The sequence below is a fragment of the Mycobacterium sp. 852002-51152_SCH6134967 genome (genome assembly GCF_001667105.1).
GTDB lineage: Bacteria > Actinomycetota > Actinomycetes > Mycobacteriales > Mycobacteriaceae > Mycobacterium > Mycobacterium neumannii_A.
On record NZ_LZIK01000071.1, the window covers coordinates 1 to 23,650 of the forward strand.

Annotated in this window: 21 protein-coding genes; 5 read left to right on the forward strand and 16 right to left on the reverse strand. The window is 68.1% G+C overall.

What is annotated here, in order from left to right:
• Window positions 1-403: 403 nt before the first annotated feature.
• Together tyrS and A5790_RS24050 are read right to left on the reverse strand one after the other, a co-directional pair.
• Window positions 404-1,678 carry a tyrosine--tRNA ligase gene (gene tyrS / locus A5790_RS24045; RefSeq protein ID WP_066850078.1) on the reverse strand — a complete coding sequence of 425 codons (1,275 nt, stop codon included), beginning with the start codon at window positions 1,676-1,678 and terminating at the stop codon, window positions 404-406.
• Between the two features lie 18 nt (window positions 1,679-1,696).
• Window positions 1,697-2,308 (reverse strand): DNA-3-methyladenine glycosylase, encoded by a 612-nt coding sequence (locus tag A5790_RS24050; RefSeq protein ID WP_066850081.1) that lies wholly within the window; start codon window positions 2,306-2,308, stop codon window positions 1,697-1,699.
• An 84-nt stretch (window positions 2,309-2,392) separates the two neighbouring features.
• On the opposite strand from A5790_RS24050, the gene A5790_RS24055 reads away from it, so the two are divergent.
• From A5790_RS24055 to A5790_RS24065, 3 genes are read left to right on the forward strand one after another with little or no spacing between them, the layout of a single operon-like run.
• Window positions 2,393-3,166 (forward strand): ABC transporter ATP-binding protein, encoded by a 774-nt coding sequence (locus A5790_RS24055; RefSeq protein WP_066850084.1) that lies wholly within the window; start codon window positions 2,393-2,395, stop codon window positions 3,164-3,166.
• A complete protein-coding gene (locus A5790_RS24060; protein WP_082961869.1) occupies window positions 3,091-3,918 on the forward strand; it encodes an ABC transporter permease in 828 nt (275 codons plus the stop codon). The genes A5790_RS24055 and A5790_RS24060 overlap by 76 nt, the downstream gene beginning before the upstream one ends.
• Before the next feature lie 5 nt (window positions 3,919-3,923).
• The gene (locus tag A5790_RS24065) at window positions 3,924-4,538 is read left to right on the forward strand and encodes a TetR/AcrR family transcriptional regulator (RefSeq protein WP_066850440.1); all 615 of its coding nucleotides are present in this window, start codon (window positions 3,924-3,926) and stop codon (window positions 4,536-4,538) included.
• Here the strand turns inward: A5790_RS24065 and A5790_RS24070 are convergent.
• From A5790_RS24070 to A5790_RS24080, 3 genes are all read right to left on the reverse strand, one after another.
• The gene (locus A5790_RS24070) at window positions 4,521-4,745 is read right to left on the reverse strand and encodes a Trm112 family protein (protein ID WP_174522812.1); all 225 of its coding nucleotides are present in this window, start codon (window positions 4,743-4,745) and stop codon (window positions 4,521-4,523) included. The two genes, A5790_RS24065 and A5790_RS24070, sit on opposite strands and share 18 nt — an antisense overlap.
• Window positions 4,745-5,290, reverse strand: a complete 546-nt coding sequence (locus A5790_RS24075) for a hypothetical protein (protein ID WP_066850090.1) — start codon at window positions 5,288-5,290, stop codon at window positions 4,745-4,747. Before A5790_RS24075 ends, A5790_RS24070 begins: the two co-directional genes overlap by 1 nt.
• A 97-nt stretch (window positions 5,291-5,387) precedes the next feature.
• Entirely contained in the window at window positions 5,388-8,378 is a 2,991-nt protein-coding gene (locus A5790_RS24080; protein ID WP_369829816.1) for an acyl-CoA synthetase, read from the reverse strand.
• Between the two features lie 74 nt (window positions 8,379-8,452).
• Here A5790_RS24080 and A5790_RS24085 point away from each other — a divergent pair, with 74 nt between their 5' ends.
• Together A5790_RS24085 and A5790_RS24090 are read left to right on the forward strand one after the other, a co-directional pair.
• Window positions 8,453-10,231, forward strand: coding sequence for an ABC-F family ATP-binding cassette domain-containing protein (locus tag A5790_RS24085; protein WP_066850092.1), 1,779 nt, complete (start codon window positions 8,453-8,455; stop codon window positions 10,229-10,231).
• A 17-nt stretch (window positions 10,232-10,248) separates the two neighbouring features.
• Window positions 10,249-10,713, forward strand: a complete 465-nt coding sequence (locus A5790_RS24090; RefSeq protein ID WP_066850095.1) for a hypothetical protein — start codon at window positions 10,249-10,251, stop codon at window positions 10,711-10,713.
• Between the two features lie 10 nt (window positions 10,714-10,723).
• Here the strand turns inward: A5790_RS24090 and A5790_RS24095 are convergent, their stop codons facing one another.
• From A5790_RS24095 to pheS, 11 genes are all read right to left on the reverse strand, one after another.
• Window positions 10,724-11,599: an alpha/beta hydrolase gene (locus tag A5790_RS24095; protein WP_066850097.1), complete on the reverse strand. Its 876-nt coding sequence runs from the start codon at window positions 11,597-11,599 to the stop codon at window positions 10,724-10,726.
• Window positions 11,596-13,008, reverse strand: coding sequence for an argininosuccinate lyase (gene argH, locus A5790_RS24100; RefSeq protein WP_066850099.1), 1,413 nt, complete (start codon window positions 13,006-13,008; stop codon window positions 11,596-11,598). The genes A5790_RS24095 and argH overlap by 4 nt, the downstream gene beginning before the upstream one ends.
• 99 nt (window positions 13,009-13,107) lie before the next feature.
• Window positions 13,108-14,307: an argininosuccinate synthase gene (locus tag A5790_RS24105; protein ID WP_064395663.1), complete on the reverse strand. Its 1,200-nt coding sequence runs from the start codon at window positions 14,305-14,307 to the stop codon at window positions 13,108-13,110.
• The gene (locus A5790_RS24110; RefSeq protein ID WP_197696879.1) at window positions 14,307-14,831 is read right to left on the reverse strand and encodes an arginine repressor; all 525 of its coding nucleotides are present in this window, start codon (window positions 14,829-14,831) and stop codon (window positions 14,307-14,309) included. Before A5790_RS24110 ends, A5790_RS24105 begins: the two co-directional genes overlap by 1 nt.
• Window positions 14,798-15,742, reverse strand: coding sequence for an ornithine carbamoyltransferase (gene argF, locus A5790_RS24115; protein WP_066850104.1), 945 nt, complete (start codon window positions 15,740-15,742; stop codon window positions 14,798-14,800). Before argF ends, A5790_RS24110 begins: the two co-directional genes overlap by 34 nt.
• Window positions 15,739-16,932, reverse strand: coding sequence for an acetylornithine transaminase (locus A5790_RS24120; RefSeq protein ID WP_066850107.1), 1,194 nt, complete (start codon window positions 16,930-16,932; stop codon window positions 15,739-15,741). The genes argF and A5790_RS24120 overlap by 4 nt, the downstream gene beginning before the upstream one ends.
• A complete protein-coding gene (gene argB, locus A5790_RS24125; protein WP_066850110.1) occupies window positions 16,929-17,801 on the reverse strand; it encodes an acetylglutamate kinase in 873 nt (290 codons plus the stop codon). The genes A5790_RS24120 and argB overlap by 4 nt, the downstream gene beginning before the upstream one ends.
• The gene (argJ, locus tag A5790_RS24130) at window positions 17,798-19,006 is read right to left on the reverse strand and encodes a bifunctional glutamate N-acetyltransferase/amino-acid acetyltransferase ArgJ (protein ID WP_066850113.1); all 1,209 of its coding nucleotides are present in this window, start codon (window positions 19,004-19,006) and stop codon (window positions 17,798-17,800) included. Before argJ ends, argB begins: the two co-directional genes overlap by 4 nt.
• On the reverse strand, window positions 19,003-20,037 hold the full coding sequence (argC, locus tag A5790_RS24135) for an N-acetyl-gamma-glutamyl-phosphate reductase (RefSeq protein WP_066850115.1): 1,035 nt from the start codon (window positions 20,035-20,037) through the stop codon (window positions 19,003-19,005). The genes argJ and argC overlap by 4 nt, the downstream gene beginning before the upstream one ends.
• A 47-nt stretch (window positions 20,038-20,084) precedes the next feature.
• Window positions 20,085-22,583 (reverse strand): phenylalanine--tRNA ligase subunit beta, encoded by a 2,499-nt coding sequence (pheT, locus tag A5790_RS24140; protein WP_066850119.1) that lies wholly within the window; start codon window positions 22,581-22,583, stop codon window positions 20,085-20,087.
• Window positions 22,583-23,626, reverse strand: a complete 1,044-nt coding sequence (gene pheS, locus A5790_RS24145; RefSeq protein WP_066850122.1) for a phenylalanine--tRNA ligase subunit alpha — start codon at window positions 23,624-23,626, stop codon at window positions 22,583-22,585. The genes pheT and pheS overlap by 1 nt, the downstream gene beginning before the upstream one ends.
• Window positions 23,627-23,650: the final 24 nt, after the last annotated feature.

Here is a 23,650-nt window from a genome sequence, read left to right on the forward strand (position 1 = left end):
ACCAAAAACTGGCATCAAAAAAACACCACACCCACAAACGGGAAAACAGGGCATGGCAAAAAACAACAACAAACAAAAACCACCAAACACACTATTGAGTTCTCAAACAACACACCCGCACGGCCGCGCCACTAGTCCGCGGCTTTGAAGCCGCGTACTCGTAGTGCGGACGCTCAGGAACCCACCGAAGTGGGATTTCCCTCTGGGAGTCGCCGCGCTCTTCGGGCTTGGCCCGTGTCGCAGCGACGAGTCCATAAGTTACGTGAGGGAAAAGTAGGAGTCAAATGGCCTGATAGAACGGGTTTTTCAGATCGATACCCGTCGCGCGCACCGGAGTGCGTTGGCTCCTACCGAGGTGTTCAACGCTTCCCCCCGCGTTATTGTTCCCGCCTCGCTCGAGCCCTCAAGCCACCCGTTCGATGCCGGCGATGTTGCGCTTACCGCGACGCAGCACCAGCCATCGCTCATGCAGGAAGTCAGCGGGCTGTGGAACCCATTCCTCGCTGTCGACCCGGGCATTGTTGACGTAGACGCCGCCTTCGGCGACGGTGCGCCTGGCCGCACCCCTGCTCGGCGAGAGCCCACTGGCCACGAGCAGGTCGATGATCGTGTCGGGCCCGCCGGGGTCCAGCTGGGCTACGGCGGCCTCGCGCAGCGCGGCACCCAGTGTCGGCTCGTCCAGCTCTGCCAGCTCGGCCCGGCCGAAAAGAGCCTGGCTGGCGTGCTCGACGGACTGCGTCGCGGCTTCGCCGTGCACCAATGTGGTGAGCTCGCGCGCCAGGCGTCGCTGCGCGGCACGTTCGTGGGCCCGTTCCGCCGTCGCCTGTTCCAGCTCGGTCAACTCCTCGGGCGACAGGAAGGTGAACCAACGCAAATAGCGGACGACGTCCGCGTCGGCGGTGTTGATGAAGTACTGGTACCAGGCGTACGGGCTCGTCATCTCGGGGTCCAGCCACAGGCTGCCGCCTCCGGTCGACTTACCGAACTTCTTGCCTTCGGAGTCGGTCACCAACGGGGTGGTCAGGGCGTGCACCGTGGCTGCGTCCTTCTGGCGGACCAGCCGGACGCCGGCGATGATGTTGCCCCACTGATCGGAACCGCCGATCTGCAGAGAACAGTCGTAGCGCCGATGCAGCTCCACATAATCGTTGGCCTGCAGCAGCATGTAGCTGAACTCGGTGTAGGAGATGCCCTCGCCCTCGAGGCGGCGCCGGACGGTGTCGCGGTCGAGCATGACGTTGACAGAGAAGTACTTGCCGACGTCGCGCAGGAACTCGATCGCCGACAGCGGGCGGGTCCACGACAGGTTGTTCTCGATGACGGCCCCGGTGTCGGTGTCGTCGAACTCGACGAAGCGCTCGAGCTGCCCGCGGATACGGTCCGCCCATTCCGCGACGGTGTCGGCGGTGTTCAGCGTGCGTTCCCCGGCATCGCGGGGGTCACCGATCATGCCGGTCGCACCGCCTGCCAGAACGATGGGCCGATGGCCCGACTGCTGGAAGCGGCGCAGTGTCAGCAGCGGGATGAGATGGCCCGCATGCAGGCTCGGAGCGGTCGGGTCAAAGCCCGAGTAGACGGTGACCGGTCCGGCCCCAAGTGCTTCGGCCAGCGCGTCACGGTCGGTGGATTGCGCGATCAGCCCGCGCCACTCCAATTCGTCGAGGATCGACGTACCCATGCGTGCGATCTTTCCGTACTAGTCGCTTTCTCCGGGAGCCGGTGCCCGCGGGCTCCGCCGATACGCCGACACCTCGGGTCGGCCTTCCAGCCAGAATCGCCAGGGACGGTCGGCGGCCTTGCTCACGCCGACGCGCGGCCCCTCGGCGGCCACATGCCGCTCACCCAGCGTCAACTGGATCGGGCTGTCGGGGCCGAAGATGTCGATCCCGTTGTCTTCCATCGTGATTCCCAGTGCCGAGCACAGGTTGCCCGGCCCTCGAGCCAGCGCAGCGGGGCGGACCGACTCTCCGCGGCGGGCGTATGCGGCGCTCAAACCCGCCTCGATGGCGGCGGCCCTGAGCAGCACGGCACCTGCCACACCGTCCGTCGCGCACACGACGTTGGCGCAGACGTGGATGCCGTGGCTGCGATAGGTGTACAGCCGCCCCGGCGGGCCGAACATCACGCGATTGCGCGTTCCGGGTCCGCGGTACGAATGGGCGGCGGCGTCGGGCCACGGTCCGTCCGGTGGCCCGCCGTAGGCCTCGACCTCGACGATCATTGCGCTGACCCCGCGGCAGGTGAGGTCGGCGCCGAGCAGTCGGTGGGCAGCGGTCAGCGGGTCGACCGACAACAGTTCAGTGGTCACCGTCGACCGGGCCTTTTCGATTCATCGATGGCGATCCTACGGAGGCTCTTGACACGACGGCGCAGCGCGAGGATATTTCATCACATGATGACTTCATCGGCTGATGAATTACTCGAGCAGCGTGTTTCTCCGGCCGTTGAGATCAGGAACCTGCGGGTCATCCGCGGTAATCGCCTGGCAGTCGATGACGTCACGGTGTCCGTCGCCCCCGGCACGATCACGGGCCTGCTCGGACCATCCGGCTGCGGCAAGACGACGCTGATGCGAAGCGTTGTCGGCACCCAGATCATCAGTTCCGGCACGGTGACGGTGCTAGGGAAACCGGTCGGCTCGGCCGGCCTACGCCACCGCGTCGGCTATGTCACCCAGAACCCCACGATCTACGACGACCTACGGGTCATCGACAACGTCCGCTACTTCGCATCGCTGTACGGCACCGGCGCCGACTCCGCCGACGACGCCGTAACCGCCGTAGGGCTCAACGACCACAGAACAGCGTTGGGGGCCAACCTTTCCGGAGGCCAACGTACGCGGGTCTCGCTGGCGTGTGCGTTGGTCTCGCATCCCGATCTGCTGGTGCTCGACGAACCCACCGTGGGACTCGATCCCGTTCTGCGCGTGGAGCTGTGGGCCCATTTTCAGCAGCTGTCCCGCCAAGGGACCACTCTCCTGGTCTCCAGCCATGTGATGGACGAGGCCGACCACTGCGGCGACCTGCTGCTCATGCGTGAAGGCCGGGTGCTCGCCCACACCACGCCCTCGAAACTACGAGAGGACACGAGATGTCAGTCACTGGAGGAGGCGTTTCTCTCCGTCATCAAGCGCAGCACCGCAGCCAGCGCAGCCGGAGCCGACTGAGCCCGCAGGCGTACCTGGCCACCACCGGCCGCATCCTGCGCCAACTCGCCACCGATCACCGCAGTGTCGCGATGATCTTGATCGTGCCGAGCGCGGTCATCGCCCTGATGTACTTCATGTTTCAGAATTCCCCGCACCCGCCCGGTGCACCGAGTCCGTTCAACACCGCCTGCCTGATCATGCTCGGTCTGTTCCCCCTGGTGGTGATGTTTCTGATCACATCGATAACGATGCAGCGGGAACGGGTTTCGGGCACGTTGGAGCGGATCCTGACCACTCCCCTGCGCAGGCTCGACCTGCTCGCGGCGTACGGCACCGCGTTCTCGCTTGCCGCCGCAGCTCAGGCGACGATCGCGTGCGTCGTGTCCTACGCGTTCTTCGGCCTGCACACCGAAGGCAGCCCGGTGTGGGTCTTCACGATCGCGATCATCAACGCCGTCCTCGGAGTCGGGTTGGGATTGTTGTGTAGCGCGTTCGCGCGCACCGAATTTCAGGCCGTGCAGTTCATGCCCGTGGTGATCGTCCCCCAACTTCTGCTGAGCGGGATCATCGTGCCGCGCGCCGTGCTGCCGGAGTGGCTGCAGTGGATCAGCAACGTGATGCCGGCAAGTTACGCTCTGGAGGCGCTGCAACAGGTCGGGGCATACGCAGAGCCGACCTTCACCGTGGTGCGCGACGTCGCGGTCGTCATCGGCTTCGCGGTCGTCTCCCTCTGCCTGGCCGCGGCCACGCTACGACGAAGGACACCGTGACTACGTTGACCACCAACGCCGAACGTAAACGGCCGGGACGCCCACCCGGGCCGTCCGATACCCGTGAACGGATCCTGAACAGTGCGCGGGAGTTGTTCGCGCGCAATGGTATCGACAAGACCTCGATCCGCGCGATCGCCGCGGCGGCGGGCGTCGACCCCGCGCTGGTACATCACTACTTCGGAACCAAGACCCAGCTGTTCGCCGCGGCGATTCACATTCCGATCGATCCCATGCAGGTCATCGGCCCGCTGCAGCAAGTCCCCGTCGAGGAGATCGGCCGCACGCTGCCGTCCCTTCTGCTGCCGCTGTGGGATTCGGAACTGGGTAAGGGTTTCATCGCGACGTTGCGGTCGATCATCGCCGGCAACGACACCTCGTTGGTGCGGTCCTTCCTGCAGGAGGTGATCGCCAGAGAAGTCGGTTCGCGCGTCGACGATCCCCCGGGCAGCGGACCGGTCCGCGTGCAGTTCGTCGCCTCGCAACTGGTGGGCGTGGTGATGGCCCGCTACATCCTCGAACTCGAGCCGTTCAAATCGCTGCCGGTGGACCAGATCGTCGACACCATTGCCCCGAATCTGCAGCGCTACCTCACCGGAGAGCTACCCGGGTTCACCTGATGCGCGATCCAGCATCCGCTGATGCTCGGCGTCATCGGTGATGTCGACGGCCTCGTCGATCAGCAGCACCGGGATGCCGTCGTCGATGCGATACGCCCGGCGCAGCCGCGGGTTGTAGAGGAATTCGTCGCCGATGAGCAGCAAGGAGCCCCGGTCCTGCGGGCATACCAGGATGTCGAGCAGTTTCTCGTCGAGGGCCACGGCGATCAGCCGGCCGGGACGGGGACGGCGGGCGTGACGGGAATCCCGGCGATCGACCCGCCGCCGGCAGCGGCCTGCTGCGCCGCGCGCGCCTGCATCTTGCGCTGGTGGGTGATCGTTTCCTTGAGCGCTTCGACCAGCGGCGTCTGATTCGGCCGGTCCTCGAGGGCCTCCTTGAGCGCGATGGCGTTCGCGTTGGACGGTCGGAAGCCCAGCTTGCGCAGCTTCACGGCGTCGTCGATCAGCACAGAGACCTGGCCGCCGCCGTCGCCCTGCCGGTACTCCTCGTGGATCATCTGCAGTACCTGGTCAGCGTTGACCTTCGGCGCGGTCTCCTCGGCCCTGTTGCAGTCGTCGCCGGTGCACGGTCTCTTCGGGCTGTCGGCTTGCGGCTCGGGCGCCTCGGTCTGAACGGTCGGCTCGGCGGGCTGCGCCACAGCCGTCGGACCCGCGACACCGATGAGTACACCGACTGTCAATACGCCTCCGGCCATACCGCCGATGACGAGGCGGCGCCAGATGTCGCGTGAGCTACCGGTTCGCGATGTCATCAATCCTCCAGCTCGGTGGCGCGGTCGCCAGGCTGCCGACTTAGCGGGAGCCTAACAGCGCTCGGCCCCGCCGGCAGGTCGTCATGACCGACCTTCGCTACTGGCCTTCGGCGATCTCGGAGCGGACCGCCACGGTCAGCCGCTTGTACCGATTCGTATCGGGGTCGAGGTACCACGCGTTACGCGACGGCTTCGGAACGCCCTCCGCCCGCAGCGGGCTGACCAGCGGCCGGTAGGACGCGCTGAGCGCCATCCCCGGCACCACATGGACGATGTCGGGTGGTTCGCCGACGGCCAGGTTCGCGAGGGCCTCGGTCAGGTCGGCAGACGGAATGCTGCCGCCGGGCTGCAACTCCAACGCCGTGATGGCCAGCTGGCGCCCGTTGGCTTGCACCCCGTAGGTGACCGCGAGGTCGACCGCGCCGAGGCAGCCGACCGCATCGTTGACGGTCGATGAGTAGACGCAGCCACGGTCGGTCTGGATGACCAGTCCGCGGCTGTCGACAAGCCAGTAGTCGCCGTCGTCGTCGCGACGGAACAGGTACTCGGTGGACACCCAGGTGTCGGCCGGGGCGAAAACGCCCCGCTTGATCGGGGCGGTCGGGTCGACCGGCCCGCGTGGCCGGGCGAGCAGCACACCGACTTCGTTGGTCTCGGCGCGGCGGACGAAGCCCTGGTCGTCCTCCAGAATCAGGTCCTCGGCGGGGTCGTAGGCCGCCAGCGCGAGTTCGCGTGCACCCGGCAGCGGGCGGCCCTTGCTGCCGATCTTCGCGCCGGACACGTTGGCCAGCACGGCTTGTCCGTCGGTGGTCGCGAAGAATTCGACGACGTGGGCGGGTTGGAAGATTTCGACCACACGCTTCCACAGTCCGGTCGGCATACCCGAACCGATGAACAGCCGAACCGGGTGGCTGCCGTGCAGCGCGAACGACGGGTCGTCGATGACGTCGCGCAGCATCGCCCACGTGTAGCTGACGACCGTGACGCCGTACTGGCGAAGCTCGTTGAGGAACCGGTCCGGCCGCAGGCTGCGCGACAGCGCGATCCGCGAGCCGCCGACGGTGGCGCCGCCGATCGCCACCAACAGGGCGGACTGGTGGTGTAGCGGCGTCAGGCAGTAGACCGTGTCGCTGCGGCTGAGATTGGCCGCCGACGCGGTGCCGAACGCCGAGATCGCCCACCGAGCGTTGGTGATCTGACGAGCGACCAGGTCGCCGCTGATCGAGCTGAAACCGATGAAGGCCAGGTCGCGGGCCAGACCGGGGTTCGGCCGGTACCACCCGGGCAGGTCGACCGCTTCCGGATCGATCTTCTCCATGTCGATGACGTCGCTGTCCTCGGGAACGTCGAGGTCGCGGGCCTCACCGCCGCCGAGCACCAGCACACGCATATCGAGTCGCCGGGCGGCTTCGAGGTTGCTGGGGTCGGTGATGATGTCGGACACCGAGCCGAGCCGCGCAGCGGTGGGTAGATCGACGTCCGGCGGCATGAGCACCGCCACCGCGCCCAGTCGCGAGAGCGCGGCGATCGCCACCAGCGCGCTGGGCCTGGTCTCCATCAGGACGCCGACGCGCGTGCCTTGGCGTACCCCGACCTCGATGAGGCCTCGGACGACGTTGTTGATGCGCCGGTCCACTGCTTCATAGGTGTGGACTCGGCCGTCGAACAGCAGGCAGTCACCGCGCGGGAAGTCGCGGGCCTGTTCGGACATGATGCGGCCGAACGAGATTCGGGTGTGCTCGTTGATCTGGCCGAGCCGGGCCAGGCGCGGCAGCGTGCGCGCCGTTTCGACGGCCAGTGCTCTGGCCGACTTGTTGGCGCTCACCACGGCGTCGGCAGCCGAGCGGGCCAGGGTCCACGCCATCTCGGTCGCCGCGGCGGTGCCGTGCGCCAGGCGTGAGCTGATCGAGACGCCGGTCTCGTTGGGTTCGGCTTGCTGCAGGGCCATCGGGTTGACGCCTTCGGGCCGCTCGCCGGTGCCGTCGAGCCACTTGACCCACTGCGCCACCGCCGGCCACGTCTGGCTGGATGCCTTCGATCCGACGACAAGCCCGAAATGGCCTGCGCGAATGAGGAATTCGTAGACATCGGCTTTCGGGGCGGCGCGCTTGATACCGCGCACCGAAGCCGGCTGGCCGATGTCGTCGACTTCGCCGACCACGGCCAGCACCGGGCACTCGATATCCGACAGCGTGACCAGGTCACCGTGAATCGAGAAGCCGCCGCTCATCATCCGGTTGTGCGCGATGAACTGTTTCAGCAGCTCGGCGATGGCGGGGCCCGACCACGCGATCCAGCCATCGGAGGCCAGGAACCGGCGTTGCTGCTCGCGGGGCAACAGGGCCTCGCGATCGTGTAGCTGACGCAGGAAGTCGAGGCGCGACTGGGCGGTCTTGATCGGGTCGAGCATCTGGAAGCCGGTGCGGGCCAGCCAGCCCGGGATGTCGATCCGGCTGAACACGTGGTCGGCCATGAAATCGGCGGCCGCGGGCGCGACGCTGGCGGGCAGGTTCATCGGCAGCGCGGCCAAGGTGTCGACCGGCGAGCCGAATGCGATGATGCTCGCCAGATCCTTCGACCTGCGGTAGGCCGCGACCTGGTAGGCGAACATTCCGCCCTGCGAGTAGCCGGCCAGATGCACGTCGCGACCGGTGACCTCTTTGACGGTGTCGATGGCCTCGCTGAGCGCGACGACGTGGTCGGCCAGCGTGCGTTCCATACCGCCTTCGACCTTGTCGGGTGAGCCGAAGTCGATGACCCACGGGTCGATGCCCGCGTTGTGCAGGATGCCGACGGCGCCGTCGTCGCGGGTGACGTCCCACATATCGGCGGACATCATCATCGGGTGCACCATCAGCACGGGCGGGCCGGGTTGCTTGGATCCCGGCCTCGTGTCAGGCGGGAAATAGCGCCGCAACCGGTACATCGGCACGCTCTGGATGATCTGGAACGGCGAGGGTACGGCGCCGGTCTCCAGGCCGCCGTACCGCAGCACCTCCAGCCCGTTCTGGGCGGTCGCCACCAGCCGTCCGACCGGGTTCGTTATCGCCGACAGATCCACGCCGCACGCTCCCCTTCTGGCCGCCATAGAACCCCCGAATCGGCCGACGTCATCATGGCACAGGGGCCCGGCGGGCAGGGCCGACCTATCATCGGCGGCTGATGACGAACCTGATCAATGTCGAGCGCGCGACCGTCGGCTACGGCACCCGCACGCTTCTCGATGCGGTCAGCCTGGGCATCGACGACGGCGACGCGATCGGCGTGGTCGGGCGCAACGGCGACGGTAAGACCACGCTGCTGCAGATCTTGACGCTCACCCGCGAGCCGGATTCGGGCCGGGTGACCCACACCTCGGGGTTGTCGGTGGGCTATCTGCGGCAGAGTGACGACTTCGCCGCCGACTCCACCGTGCGCGATGTGATCGTCGGTGGCCGTCCCGATCACGTCTGGGCGGCCGAACCCGAGACCCGCGACGTCGTCTCGCACCTATTGGCCGACGTCTCTCTCGACAGTGCGGTCGGCCGGCTCTCCGGCGGCGAGCGGCGCCGGGTGGCGCTGGCAGCGGTGCTGATCGCCGGTCATGACGTCCTCGTGCTCGACGAGCCGACCAACCACCTCGACGTCGAGGTGATCGGCTGGCTGGCCGCACACCTCAATCGGCGCCTGGCCAAGGCACTGGTGGTGGTGAGCCACGACCGCTGGTTCCTCGACGCGGTGTGCACAAGGACGTGGGAGGTGCATGCCAGCAGCGGAAAAGGGAAGGTAGACGGCTACGAAGGCGGTTACGCGGCCTACGTGCTCGCGCGGGCAGAGCGGATGCGGCTGGCGGCCGGTGCCGAGGCGCGCAGGCAGAACCTCATGCGCAAGGAGCTGGCATGGCTGCGGCGCGGACCGCCGGCGCGGACGTCGAAACCGAAGTTCCGCATCCAGGCCGCCAACGAGTTGATCGCCAACGAACCGCCGCCACGGGACTCCCTGGTTCTGCAGCGGTTCGCCACCACCCGGCTGGGCAAGGATGTGTTCGACCTGCACCGGGTGCGGCTCGAGGTGGGCGACACCGTGGTGCTGGACCAAGTCGACTGGTCGATCGGCCCCGGCGCGCGGATCGGGCTGGTCGGCGTCAACGGCACCGGCAAGACGTCGGTGCTGCGACTGCTGGCAGGTGAGCTAGCGCCGACGGCGGGCACGATCAAGCGGGGCGCGACGCTGCGGATCGGTTACCTCAGCCAGGCCCTGGCCGAACTCGACGGCGCCGACCGGGTGCTGGACGCGGTCGAGGACCGACGAAGGATCACCCAACTGGCCGGCGGCGGCGAGATCAGCGCCGACACGTTGCTGCGCGACTTTGGGTTCACGGGCGACAAGCTGACGACGCGGGTGTCGGAGCTCTCAGGTGGTGAACGGCGCAGGTTGCAGTTTCTGCGGCTGTTGCTCGACGAACCGAACGTGCTGCTGCTCGACGAGCCGACCAACGACCTCGATATCGACACGTTGACCGTCATCGAGGATTATCTCGACGGCTGGCCGGGCACGCTGATCGCCGTCACCCACGATCGTTACTTCCTCGAACGGGTCTCCGATGTCACCTACGCCCTGACCGGAGGTGGGCGCTGCGAGCTGTTGCCGGGCGGAATCGAGCAGTATCTGGCGGACCGCGCGGCGGCCGCGTCACCGGCACCTACATCGACGGCGAGTGCAGCGACGGCGGGTTCACAAGGCGAAACAGCGTCCGCGCGGGAGCGACGCACCGGCAAGGAGATGGCGCGCATCGAGGGGCAGCTGGAAAAACTGGAGTCGCGAATCGCCGCGCTGCACGAGTCCATGGCCGAGGCCGCCGCGGACCACGTCCGGTTGGGTGAGCTCAACGCCGAGCTCCAAGAGCTGTTGAACCGCAAGGAATCTCTCGAAGAAGCGTGGCTGGCCGCCGCAGACGGCTGACGCCGTAGCCTGGGAGCATGGCAACCAGATCGATCGGTGTCACCGCGCTCGCCGGGGTCGCTCTGCTCCTTCCGGGGTGCGGCTCGGGCGCCGAACCCCAGTCCACGGTGACCGTCACGGAGTCCGCCTCGCCCTCGAGCAGTCCACAGGCCCCGCCGCCCCAGACCACACCGCCGCCTGCGGCGCCGCAGACGGGAGTCGCCGCCCCCGCCCGGCCGGCCCGCAATCAATGCGTCCGCCTCGAACCCGCCCCGGATGGGCGGTACCAGGTGTACGACGCGGGGTCAGCAGTCGTCACATTCGCTGACGGTCGCCTCACCCTCGAGTCGGTGACGCCGGCCGAGGGTTGGACGCATCGGGTCGACGATCAGGAACCCGAGGAGGTCGAGATCTCGTTCCGCAGAGGGGCTGAGGACCTCGACCTGGAAATCGAGGTCGACGACGGTCGTCTCGAGGTCAGCATCTGCAACGACGACGACTGATTCTGGGCGGCTAAGCGAGTACCCGGCGCAGGAACGCGATCTGATCCGCGATCACGCGCTGCCGGACGTCGTCGCGGTAGAAGTCGAAATGGGCGAGGTCGTAGCTCTTTAGCTCACCTCGGGGCGCGAGTTCAGCCAGTCGTGCCGCGTCGGCCTCTTGAATTTCCTTGTCCTGCTTGCCGATGCACACCAACACGGGCGCACGCACGCGTGGTGCATGGTCGCCGGGCTTGTAGCGCATCATCGCGAAGAGCGCTCGCGGTGCGACCTCGTTGCGCCAGGTCGCGCTCTGCATGCCCTCGATGGTCTGGTGCGCCTCGGAAGTGGCCATGACCGCGAGCTCACCCGGCTCTCCCACCGCTTTGATGTAAGCGGGCGATGCACCCAGAGCGCCGCGCACGGTGTCGGTGGTCATCGCCCACAGCAACCGCAGAGTGGCGGCCCTCGACCGCCCCTCGACCTTCTTCGGAAATCCGTTGAACGGGATCTGGGCGATCACCGCCGCGATCCGTGGGTCGCGTGCCGCGGCCGTGACCACATGGCCACCACCGAGCGAGCTGCCCCACAACACGATGCGGTCGGGGTCGATACCGCTGCGGCCGCGAGCGAACGTGACCGCTGCGGCGATGTCGTCGAGTTGGCCGCCGATGTCCACCAGTTGCCTTGGTTCACCTTGGCTTTCACCGAAGTTGCGGTAGTCGAACGTGAGGGCCGCGTAACCGGCGGCGGCGAAGCCCGTCGCGTTCGCCGTCAACGCCGGGGTGTCCTGCGTGCCGCCGAAGCCGTGGCACAGCACCACACACGGCCGGGGTTCGTCGGGGTCGCCGTCGTAGAGGTGGCCGACCAGAGTCGTCGCACCGGAGCGGAATTCGACGCGTTCGGTCATCTCCTCAACCGTAGCCGCAGCCGGTCAGCGGTTTCGCGCACGGCGCCGAGCTGCCGGGCGACCTGCGTCGGTGCAGTGCCGCCGCGGGCGTCGCGGGAGTCGACCGATCCCTCGACGGTCAGGACCTCACGCACCTGCGGGGTGAGTTCGGGATGGATTGCGGCGAGTTCGGCGTCCTCGAGTTTTTCCAGCCCGATGCCGCGCGCTTCGGCTGCGCGCACCGCGGCACCCGCCGCCTCATGCGCCACCCGGAACGGCACTCCCCTGCGCACAAGCCATTCGGCGACGTCGGTGGCCAGGGTGTAGCCGAGCGGCGCGAGCTCGGTCATCCGGTCGACGTCGAAGCGCAAGGTCGCCACCAGCCCCGCCATGGCCGGCAGCAGGAGTTCGAGCTGCGCGACGGAGTCGAACACCGGTTCCTTGTCCTCCTGCAGGTCCCGGTTGTAGGCCAGCGGTTGAGCTTTGAGCGTCGCCAGCAGCCCGGTGAGGTTGCCGATCAACCGGCCGGACTTGCCGCGGGCGAGTTCGGCGATGTCGGGGTTCTTCTTCTGCGGCATGATGGAGCTACCGGTCGACCAGGCGTCGTGCAGGGTGACGTAGCCGAATTCGGTTGTGCTCCATAAGATGATGTCCTCGGCCAGCCGCGACAGGTCGACGCCGATCATCGAGAACACGAATGCCGCCTCCGCGGCGAAGTCGCGCGACGCGGTGGCATCGATCGAATTGTCGGCGGCGGTGTCGAAGCCGAGATCCTCGGCGATCGCGTCGGGGTTCAAGCCCAGGGACGACCCGGCCAGCGCACCGGACCCGTAGGGCGATACCGCAGCCCGCTTGTCGAAATCGGCCAGGCGGTCGACGTCGCGCAGCAACGGATGCGCATGCGCCAGTAGGTGATGCGCGAGGAGCACGGGTTGTGCGGACTGCAGATGCGTCTTGCCCGGCATGATCGCGGTCGGGTGGGCGGCCGCCTGGGTCGCCAACGCGTCGACGACCTGCAGAGCCCCGTCGGCGACGCGCCTGATCGCGTCGCGCAGCCACATCCGAAACAGCGTGGCAACCTGGTCGTTTCGCGACCGGCCCGCCCGCAACCGGCCGCCAAGTTCCGCGCCGACCCGATCGATCAGGCCGCGCTCGAGGGCGCCGTGCACGTCTTCGTCCGTGACCAGGGGTTCGAAGCTGCCGTCGGCGACGTCGGCGGCCAGGCTGTCGAGGCCCGCGAGTAGCCCGTCGCGCTGATCGTCGGTCAGTAGCCCGGCGCCGTGCAGCACCTGCGCGTGCGCCTTCGACGCCCGGATGTCGTAAGGAGCGAGCACCCAGTCGAAGTGGGTCGACTTCGACAGGGCCGCGAGCGCGTCGGACGGTCCGTCGGCGAACCGTCCGCCCCACAGCGAACCTTCGTTCGTGCTCATCTGAGGACCCTCACTTCTGGCGAGTGACCGCGGTTGTACGCCCGAACCCGGCGTGTCGCCGTACAGACACGGTCGCTCGCGGTAGTGGAGCGGAGGGCATCACGTGTCGAGGTCCCGGCGGGCGGCGATGCTGGACGACAGACCGTGGATCTGCACGAAACCGCGGGCCGCCGACTGGTCGAACGTATCGCCCTCGTCGTAGGTGGCGAGGTTGAAGTCGTAGAGCGACTCGGCGCTGCGACGGCCGTTCACCGCGATGTGTCCGCCGTGCAACACCAGCCGGATCTCTCCGGTCACGTGCTCCTGGGTCTTGGCGACGAAGGACTCGAGCGCGGTCTTCAGCGGCGAGTACCAGAGCCCGTCGTAGACCAGCTCCCCCCACTTCTGGTCGGTGTGGCGCTTGAACCGGCCGAGTTCGCGCTCCAGCGTGACGTGTTCGAGTTCGGTGTGCGCGGTGATCAACACCATCGCGCCCGGCGCCTCGTAGATCTCGCGGCTCTTGATGCCGACCAGCCGGTCCTCGACGACGTCGAGCCTGCCGACACCCTGTTCGCCGGCCCGGCGGTTCAACTCCTCGATCGCCTGCAGCACCGTCACCGGGCGCCCGTCGATCGACACCGGCACGCCACGCTCGAAACCGATGATCACCTCGTCGGGTGTGCTCCAGTTGACCGTCGGATCCTCGGTGTAGTCGTAGACGTCCTTGGTCGGGGCGTTCCACAGATGCTCGAGGAAGCCGGTCTCCACGGCGCGACCCCAGACGTTCTGATCGATCGAGAACGGCGAACGTTTGGTGACGTTGATCGGGATCGCGTTCTCCTCGGCGAACGCGATCGCCTTCTCCCGTGTCCAGGCGTAGTCACGCACCGGCGCCAGCACCTTGAGATCCGGTGCCAGCGAAGCGAACCCGACCTCGAAGCGGACCTGGTCGTTGCCCTTGCCGGTGCAGCCGTGCGCGACGGTGCCGCCGCCGTGTTCGCGCGCCGCGGCCACGAGGTGCTTGACGATCAGCGGTCGGCTCAGCGCCGAGACCAGTGGGTAGCGGTCCATGTACAGCGCGTTCGACTGGATCGCGGGCAGGCAGTACTCGTCGGCGAACTCGTCCTTGGCGTCGACGACGACGGCTTCCACGGCGCCGCAGTCGATGGCGCGCTTGCGCACAACCTCCATGTCCTCACCGCCCTGGCCGAGATCGATTGCGACAGCGACGACCTCGCGCCCGGTCTCCTTGCCGATCCAGCTGATCGCCACCGAGGTGTCCAGGCCACCGGAATAGGCCAGGATGACGCGTTCGGACATCAGCAGGTCTCCTTTTGTCTAATGCTCTCGAGTTTCGTTGCCAGTTCGGCGCCGGTCATCGGCTCACGCGCGACGACCAGGATGGTGTCGTCGCCGGCGACGGTGCCGACGACGAACGGAAGCGCCGCGCGGTCCATCGCGCTGGCAAGGTAGTGCGCCGCCCCGGGCGGGGTGCGCAGGATGGCCAGGTTGCCGCTGGAGTCGGTCGACACGAGCAGTTCGGCCAGCAGCCGCGACATCCTCTCGGTGCCACCGGAAACGCCGCGCACCGGGCTGCCGTCCTCGGGGACGATGTACACGCCGACGCCGCCGTCGGCGCCGCGCAGTTTCACCGCGCCGAGTTCTTCCAGGTCGCGCGACAGCGTGGCCTGCGTGACCTCGATGCCCTCCTCGGCCAGCAGGGCGGCCAGCTCGGTCTGGCTGTGCACCGACCGCGACGACAGGATCGCCACGATGCGGGCCTGCCGCCCGGCACGAGTCACCGCGGAAGTCACTGCCCGGCTCCCGCCCGCTCCAGCAGCCACACCAGCAGCGCCTTCTGCGCGTGCAGGCGGTTCTCGGCTTCATCCCACACCGCGCTCTGCGCCCCGTCGATCACCTCGTCGGTGATCTCTTCACCACGGTGCGCCGGAAGGCAGTGCAGCACAACCGCATCGGCGTCGGCACGGCCCAGCAGGGCTTCGTTGACCTGATACGGCCGGAACGGCCCCACCCGGTCCAGGCCGTCGTTCTCCTGACCCATCGACGTCCACGTGTCGGTGACCAGGACGTCGGCACCGTCGGCTGCTGCGTTCGCATCGGCGGTCACCGTGACCGTCGCACCGGTCTCCGAAGCGCGTTTCTGTGCGGCGCCGACGAAGTCCGGATGCGGTTGGAAGCCGTCCGGTGCCGCGATCGTCACATCCACGCCCGCCGTGACGCCGCCCAGCATGAGCGAGTGCGCCATGTTGTTGGCGCCGTCGCCGAGATAGGTCATCCGCAAGCCCGCCAGCCTGCCCTTGCGCTCGGCGAGCGTCTGCAGATCGGCCAGCACCTGGCACGGGTGAAACTCGTCGGACAGCGCGTTGACGATCGGCACACTCGCACCCGCGGCCATCGCGGTCAACCGGTCTTGTGCGAAGGTGCGCCACACGATCGCCTTGACGTAGCGCGACAGCACCCGGCCGGTGTCCTCCAGCGTCTCGTCTCGACCCAGCTGAGTGCTGCGGCCGTCGACCACGACGGCGTGGCCACCGAGTTGGGCAACGCCCAACTCGAACGAGAACCGGGTCCGCGTGGAGTTCTTGTCGAAGATCACCGCTACGCCGCTCGGACCCTCCAGAGGCCGACGGCTGAACGGCTGAGCTTTCAATTCGGCTGCCAAAGCGAGCACCTCGGCCTGCTCGGCGGGGCTCAGATCGTCGTCACGCAGGAAGTGCCGGATGGTTGCGGTCATGAGGTTGCGCCCTTTTCAGAGCCGGTGTCGAGGACGGCGGGAAGCGCGGCGAGGAAGTCGTCGACCTGAGCCTCGCTGATCACCAGCGGCGGGGCCAGCCGGACCACGTCGGGAGCCGCGGCGTTGACGAGGAAGCCGGCGTCGCGGGCCGCGGTCTCGACGGCTTTGGCGGCTTCGGCGGTCAGCGCGACACCGAGCAGCAGGCCGCGGCCGCGGACGTGGTCGATCAACGGATGCCCGGTGGCCTCGATGCCCGTCGACAGCGTTTTGCCGAGCACGTCGGCGCGGCTGATCAGATCGTCGTCGGCCAGCACCCGCAGCACCGCGAGCGCGGCGGCGGTGCAGACAGGGTTGCCGCCGAACGTGCTGCCGTGCAATCCGGGCGTCAGCAGCTCCGCGGTGGCGCCCGTCGCGATGCATGCGCCGATCGGCAACCCGCCGCCGAGGCCCTTGGCCAGGGTTACGACATCCGGAGTGATCCCGTCGTGCTGATGCGCGAAAAACGCTCCGGTGCGGCCCATTCCGGTCTGCACCTCGTCGAGAACCAGCAGCGCGTTGTGCTGCGCGGTGATCTCGCGGGCGGCGACGAGGTAGCCGGCGGGCGGAACCACGACCCCGCCTTCGCCCATGATCGGCTCGAGAAACACCGCGGCGGTTTCGTCGTCGACGGCGGCTCGCAGCGCATCGATGTCGCCGTAGGGCACATGGGTCACCTCACCCGGAAGCGGCGCGAACGGCGCCTGCTTGGACGGCTGACCGGTGAGCGCAAGAGAGCCCATGGTGCGACCGTGGAAGGCGCCTTGCGCCGCAACCAGTTTCGTGCGCCCGGTGAGTCGTGTGATCTTGAAAGCGACTTCGTTGGCTTCGGTGCCGGAGTTGCAGAAGAACACCCTGGCGGGCGCGCCCGGGCCCGCTCCGAGCAGCCCGACCAGCGCTTCGGCCAGCGCGACACCGGGTTCGGTCGCATACAGGTTCGACGTGTGGCCCAGCGTGTTGAGCTGAGCGGTGACGGCTTCGATGACCGCGGGGTGTCGGTGGCCCAGGATGTTGACCGCGATGCCGCCGAGCAAATCGACATAGGTCTTGCCGTCGACGTCGGTCACCACCGCGCCGTCACCGCTGGACAACGCCAGCGGCGGGGTGCCGTAGTTATTCATCATCACGGTCTGCCACCGCTCCAGCAGGGTCATGACCGAACCACTTTCGTCCCCGTCCCCTCGTCGGTGAGCAGTTCGACCAGCACGCAATGCTCGACGCGACCGTCGATGACATGTGCGCTCGGCACACCGCCGGCGACCGCGCGCAGGCACGCCTCGATCTTGGGCACCATTCCGGCCTCCAGTGTCGGCAGCATTTGCGTCAGTGCAGCGGAGTCGATTTCACTGACCAGCGAGCCGCGGTCGGGCCAATTCGTATACAGGCCCTCCACATCGGTGAGCATCAGCAGCTTCTCGGCGCCCAACGCCTCGGCCAGCGCGGCGGCCGCCGTGTCGGCGTTGATGTTGTGCACCACCCCGCCGATATCGGGAGCGATGGTCGACACCACCGGAATCCGGCCCGCGGCAATGAGGTCCAGCAACGATTCGGCGTTGACCCTCTCGACGTCGCCGACCAGGCCGATGTCAGTGGCCACACCGTCGACGGTCACGCTGCGCCGCACCGCGGTGAACAACTGGGCATCCTCGCCGGTGACCCCGACCGCGTACGGGCCGTGGGCGTTGATCAGCCCGACCAGTTCCCGGCCGACCTGACCGAAAAGCACCATGCGCGCCACGTCCAGCACCTCGGGTGTGGTGACCCGGAATCCGCCCTTGAAATCGCCTTCAATGCCGAGGCGTTTGAGCATCGCGCTGATCTGCGGGCCGCCGCCGTGTACCACGACGGGATGGACCCCGCAGTTACGCAGGAAGACCATGTCGGCGGCGAACGCGGCCTTGAGCACGTCGTCGGTCATCGCGTTGCCGCCGTACTTGATCACGACGGTCTTGCCGTGCAGCTGTTTGAGCCACTCCAGTGCTTCGGCCAAAACCTTTGCCTTGACCGGGGTTTCAACGCTCATGAGCTGTACGCCGAGTTCTCTTCGACGTAACCGTGCGATAGGTCGGTGGTGCGGACGGAGGCCTGCGCCGACCCGTCGCCGAGGTCGATGGTGACGGTGATGTCGGCACCGGAGAGATCCACGTCGCGTGAACCCGGTTGCGGCGCCCCGTCCCGCCAGACCGCAAACCCGTTGAAGGACACGGTGACCCGCTCCGGATCCACCTTGAACGGCGCCATGCCGATGGCTGCCAGCACCCGACCCCAGTTCGGGTCCGAGCCGAACAGCGCGGTCTTGACGAGGCTGTCCCGCGCGACGATGCGGGCGCCGAGCAGTGCGTCGTCCTCGGAAGCCGCACCGGCCACCGTGATGACGATCCGTTTCGTCACACCCTCGGCGTCGGCCTGCAGCTGATGGCACAGGTCGTCGCACACCCTCAGGATCGCCTCGTCGAGTTCGCTCTGGCTGGGCTTGACCGCGCTGGCGCCGGACGACAGAAGCAATACCGAGTCGTTCGTCGAACAGCTGCCGTCGACGTCGAGACGGTCGAAGGTCAGCGAGGTGGCCTTGCGCAGCGCCTCGTCGAGTGCGGCGGAATCGGCGACCGCGTCGGTGGTGAGCACGCACAGCATCGTCGCCAGCGAAGGGGCGATCATGCCTGCGCCCTTGGCCATGCCGCCGACGGTCCAGTTGTCGGCGTGGTGCAGCGCGACCTGCTTGGGCACGGTGTCGGTGGTCATGATGGCCCGCGCGGCCTCTTCGCCGCCGTGCAGTCCACCCGACAGTTCGTGCACGATCTCGGTGACGCCGGGGAGCACTTTGTCCATCGGCAGCCGGTCGCCGATCAGCCCGGTCGAACAGACCGCGACCTCGATCGCGCCGGTTTCGGTGCCCCAGTCGCTCAACGCCGCCGCGACCGCCTCGGCGGTGGCGTGGGTGTCCTGGAAGCCCTGCGGCCCGGTGCAGGCGTTGGCGCCGCCGGAGTTCAGGATCACCGCGCGCAGGCGGCGGCCGGTGGTGAGCACTTGGCGGCTCCACAGCACCGGCGCGGCCTTGACCTGATTGCGGGTGAACACCCCCGCAGCGGCGTAGTCGGGACCCTCGTTGAACACCAACGCCAGGTCCGGCGCGCCGGATGCTTTGATGCCTGCGGCGATTCCGGTCGCGCGGAAGCCTTCGGGTGCCGTGACGCCCTGGGTGCGAAGCAGCCGGGTTCCGGAAGTCATGGTGCCATGCCCACGATCGAAAGCCCCTCGGTCTCGGGCCAACCCAGCGCCAGGTTCATCGACTGCACCGCGGCGCCGCCGGTGCCCTTGACGAGGTTGTCGATCGCGGCGACGGCGATCAACGTCTTCGCATCCTCGTCCAGGGCGACGGCCAGCTGGGCGGCGTTGCTGCCCAGCACCGAACCCGTCTTCGGCAGTTGCCCTTCGGGAAGCACATGGACGAACGGCTCGGCGTCGTAGGCCTTTTCGTAGGCGGCGCGGATCTCCGGAAGCGAGGCGTCGGTGCGTGCGGTGCAGGTGGCCAGGATGCCGCGAGAGGTCGGTATGAGCACCGGCGTGAACGACACGGTCACGTCCTTGTGGCCGACCGCGCGCAGCCCCTGGGCGATCTCCGGTGTGTGCCGGTGCTTACCGCCGATGTTGTACGCGCGTGCCGAGCCGATCACCTCGGCGCCCAGCAGATCGGGTTTGGCGGCCCGGCCCGCCCCCGACGCGCCGCTGACCGACACCACGGTCACGGCCGGCTCGATGAGGTCCTCTGCCACCGCGGGCCACAGCGCGAGCAGGGCCGCGGTCGGGTAGCACCCGGGCACGGCGATCCGCTTCGCACCGCGCAGCCGGTCGCGCGCACCCGGAAGCTCCGGCAGCCCGTAGGGCCAGGTACCGGCGTGCTCGGAGCCGTAGAACCGCTCCCAGGCGGCGGCGTCGGTGAGCCGGAAGTCGGCGCCGCAGTCCACGATCAGCGTGTCGTCGCCGAGTTGTTCGGCCAGCTGAGCGGAGTGCCCGTGCGGCAACCCCAGGAACACCACGTCGTGTCCCCGCAGCACCCCTTCGTCGGTGGCCTCCAGCACGCGGTCGGCCAGCGGCAACAGGTGCGGGTGATGCTCGGCCAGCGAGGTGCCCGCACTCGCCGCTGCGGTCAGCGCACCGATCGTCAGCCGGCCGTCGGCGTAGGCGGGATGTCCGAGAAGCAGGCGTAGGATCTCACCGCCGGCATATCCGCTGGCGCCCGCTACCGCAACTGAAACCATGCAGGCAATTCTGCATGTTTATGCATACCTATGCAAATTCATTACTATCAGCGGCGTTGTTCGGCGCCGACCCGCTCCGTGGCGGCCTGCACGGCCGCTTCGCGCGCCGCGCTGGCTTCGTCCTCGGTGAGCGTGCGATCGGCGGCACGGAACCGCAGTGCGAACGCCAGCGATTTGCGGCCCTCGCCGACCTGCGGACCGGTGTAGACGTCGAACAGCCGCACGTCCTCCAGCAGCGGCCCCGCGCCGGCCCGCACCGCCTCGACCACGGCGGCCGCGGCGACGTCCTCGTCGACGACCAGGCTGATGTCCTGAAATACGGCGGGAAACGGCGACACCCTCGGAGCCGGAAGTCGCTCGACGATGGGAATGGCGTCCAGATCCAGTTCGAGGGCACAGGTGCGCTTGGGCAGACCCGACCGCTCGACGACCGCCGGGTGCAGTTCACCGGCGTGGCCGACGACGGTCCCACTCTGCCGGTCGCCCAGCACCACTTCGGCGCAGCGGCCCGGATGCCACGGCAGGCGCTGAGCGGCGCGCAGGCTCAGCTCGACACCGGCGGCGCGAGCGATCACCTGCACCGCCTCGAACACGTCGCCGGGTTGCACCGCGCGACCCGGACCCCATGGGCCTGCGGGCTCGCGCAACCCGGCCACCACCAGGGCGACGTGCTGGGGCTGTCGCGGCAGCGACGCGTTCAGCGCGGCGATCTCGTCGTCGTCGGGCCGCCGGTCGGTCGGTATCCGTTCGAGGGAACGGGTGTCCGGCGTAGGTTGGACGACCTGCTGGATCGCGAACAAACCGACGTCCACGGTTCCGCGAGACACGTTGCGGCTCAGTGCCTCCAGTAGTCCTGGCAGCAGGGTGGTGGCCAACTGCGGGCGGTCGGAATCCAGCGGGTTGAGCACGTTGGTCGTGATCCGGCGGACGTCGTCGGCGGGCAGGCCCCACTGGTCGAACACGCCCGCGGGCAGAAACGGGGTGGGCAGGATCTCCACATACCCGTTGAGTCCCAACGACTTTCCGATCGCACGTCGTCGCCTCTGCACCGGGGTCAGCCCGCGGCCGGCCGGAGCCAGCGGCAACACCGACGGAATGGTCTCCAGATCCTCGAGACGCAGCACCTCTTCGACGAGGTCGGCGGGTTGACGCAGATCGGGCCGCCAACTCGGCGGCGTGACGGTGAGCGTGCCCTCGGCGGCGACGACCCGTGCGCCGATCTGGGTGAGCCGCCGTTCTGCGGTGCCCGGTGCGTACTCGACACCGGCGGTGCGGTCCGGCAAATCGGCCGCCATGGCGACCGGCGGTTGCGACCAGTCGTCTCGGGGTGGCTCGCCGCGCCAATCGGTCAGCGTGGGTTCGACCGTGCCGTTGGTGATCTCGGCGAGCAGCGCGGCGCAGCGGTCTAACGCGGCGACCGAAACCGCCGGATCGACGCTGCGTTCGTAGCGCCGACCCGCCTCGCTGTACAGGCGCAGCCGTCGCTGCGTGCGCGAGACGGCGGCCGGGTCCCACACGGCGGCCTCGAGCAGTACGTCGGTGGTCGTCTCGCGCACCTCGGTGGTGCCCGCACCCATCACGCCGCCGATCGCGGCGGTCGCTTCGTCGTCGACGATCAGCACATCGGCCGTGTCGAGGCGGCGTTCGACATCGTCGAGGGTGACCACGGTCTCCCCCGGTTCGGCGAAGCGCACGCGGAATCCGCCGCTGATCAGGCTGCGGTCGTGGGCGTGCATCGGGTGGCCGAGCTCGAGCATCACGTAGTTGGTGACGTCCACCGCGGGAGAGATGGCCCGGATGCCGGACAACAGGAGCCGTCGCTGCAGCCACCACGGCGAGATGGCGCCGGCATCGATGCCGGTCACCGGGCGCAGTCCGAACCGCTGGACACCGGTGCCCGGGTCGATCGACACGGGCAGCGCCTCGCCGTCGGCCGGTAACGGGGCGACGTCGGCGGGGTCGACGTAATCGAGGTCGTAGGCGGTGGCGACCTCGCGGGCCAGTCCGCGCACCGACAGGCAGTAGCCGCGGTCCGGTGTGATGGCCAGGTGGAAGACGACGTCGTCGAGGCCGAGGAGATCGGCGGCGGGGTGACCCGGTTCGGCGGTGCCGGCCGGTAGCACGAGAATGCCCGAATGGTCGGTGCCCAGGTTCAGTTCGGCCGTCGAGCAGATCATCCCGTCGGAGATCCGGCCGTAGGTCTTGCGGCTGGCGATGGTGAAGTCGCCAGGCAGCACCGTACCGGGCAGTGCCACCACGACCAGATCGCCGACGGCGAAGTTTGTTGCGCCGCAGACGATGTCACGTGGCTCGGCTTCTCCGACATCGACCTTGACGGCGCGGATGGGCTTCTTGAACTCGGTGAGCTCCTCTATGGCGGCCACCCGTCCCACTGTCAGCGGGCCCGTGACGGGGCCGACCGGGATGACCTCCTCGACCTCATGGCCGATGCGGATCAACGTCTCTTCGAGGTCGGCGGGGCTCACGTCCCAACCCGGCGCGCCGGCCCGCACAACGTCGCGCAGCCAGCTGTACGGCAGCCGCATCAGGCCCCTACCCCGAACGGCAGGGAGAACCGCACGTCACCTTCGACCATGTCGCGCATGTCCGGAATTCCGTTGCGGAACTGCAGAGTTCGTTCCAAACCCATACCGAAAGCGAAGCCGGAATAGGCATCAGGATCGATCCCGCAGGCGCGCAGCACGTTCGGATTGACCATGCCGCAGCCGCCCCACTCGACCCAGCCGGCTCCGCCCTTCTTGTTCTCGAACCAGATATCGACCTCGGCCGACGGTTCCGTGAACGGAAAGAAATGCGGACGGAACCGTGTGCGCGCCTGCGGACCGAACTCGGAGCGGGCGAACGCATCCAGCGTGCCGCGCAGATGGGCCATCGTCAGTCCTTTGTCCACCGCGAGGCCTTCGACCTGATGGAAGACCGGAGTGTGGGTGGCGTCGAGTTCGTCGGTGCGAAACGTGCGGCCGATCGAGACGATGTAGACCGGCGGCTCGCGTTCCAGAAGGGTGCGGATCTGCACCGGCGAGGTGTGCGTGCGCAACACCTGCCGCGACCCCTCGGGCGCGATGTGGAAGGTGTCCTGTTCGCTGCGCGCCGGATGGTCGGGAGCGAAGTTCAACGCATCGAAGTTGAACTGCTCGGTTTCGACCTCGGGCCCCTCGGCGAGTTCCCATCCCATCGCGACGAACGTGTCTGCGATGCGCTCGCCCAGAATCGTGATCGGGTGGCGGGCGCCGACCGGTTGCCGGGTCGAGGGCAACGTCACATCGATACGCTCGGCCACCAGCACCGCGGCGTCGCGCTCTGCCCGCAGCGCCGCCAGCCGCTCGTCGTACGCGCTCTGCGCCTGTGTGCGGGCGACGTTGACCCGTTTCCCCGCGTCGGCCCGATCGGCCTTGGCCAGTGACCCAAGCGACTGGCGCGCCAACGCGATCGGAGACCGGTCGCCAAGATGCTCGGTTTTCGCCCGCGCGAGCTCATCGAGGTCGGCGGCCGCCTCGAACGCACGCCGAGCAGCGCTGACAGCCTCGGTCAGCGCTTCTTCGGACAGGTCTGCGGGCCGATCAGCCACCCGGCGATCATAGGTGATGCGCCG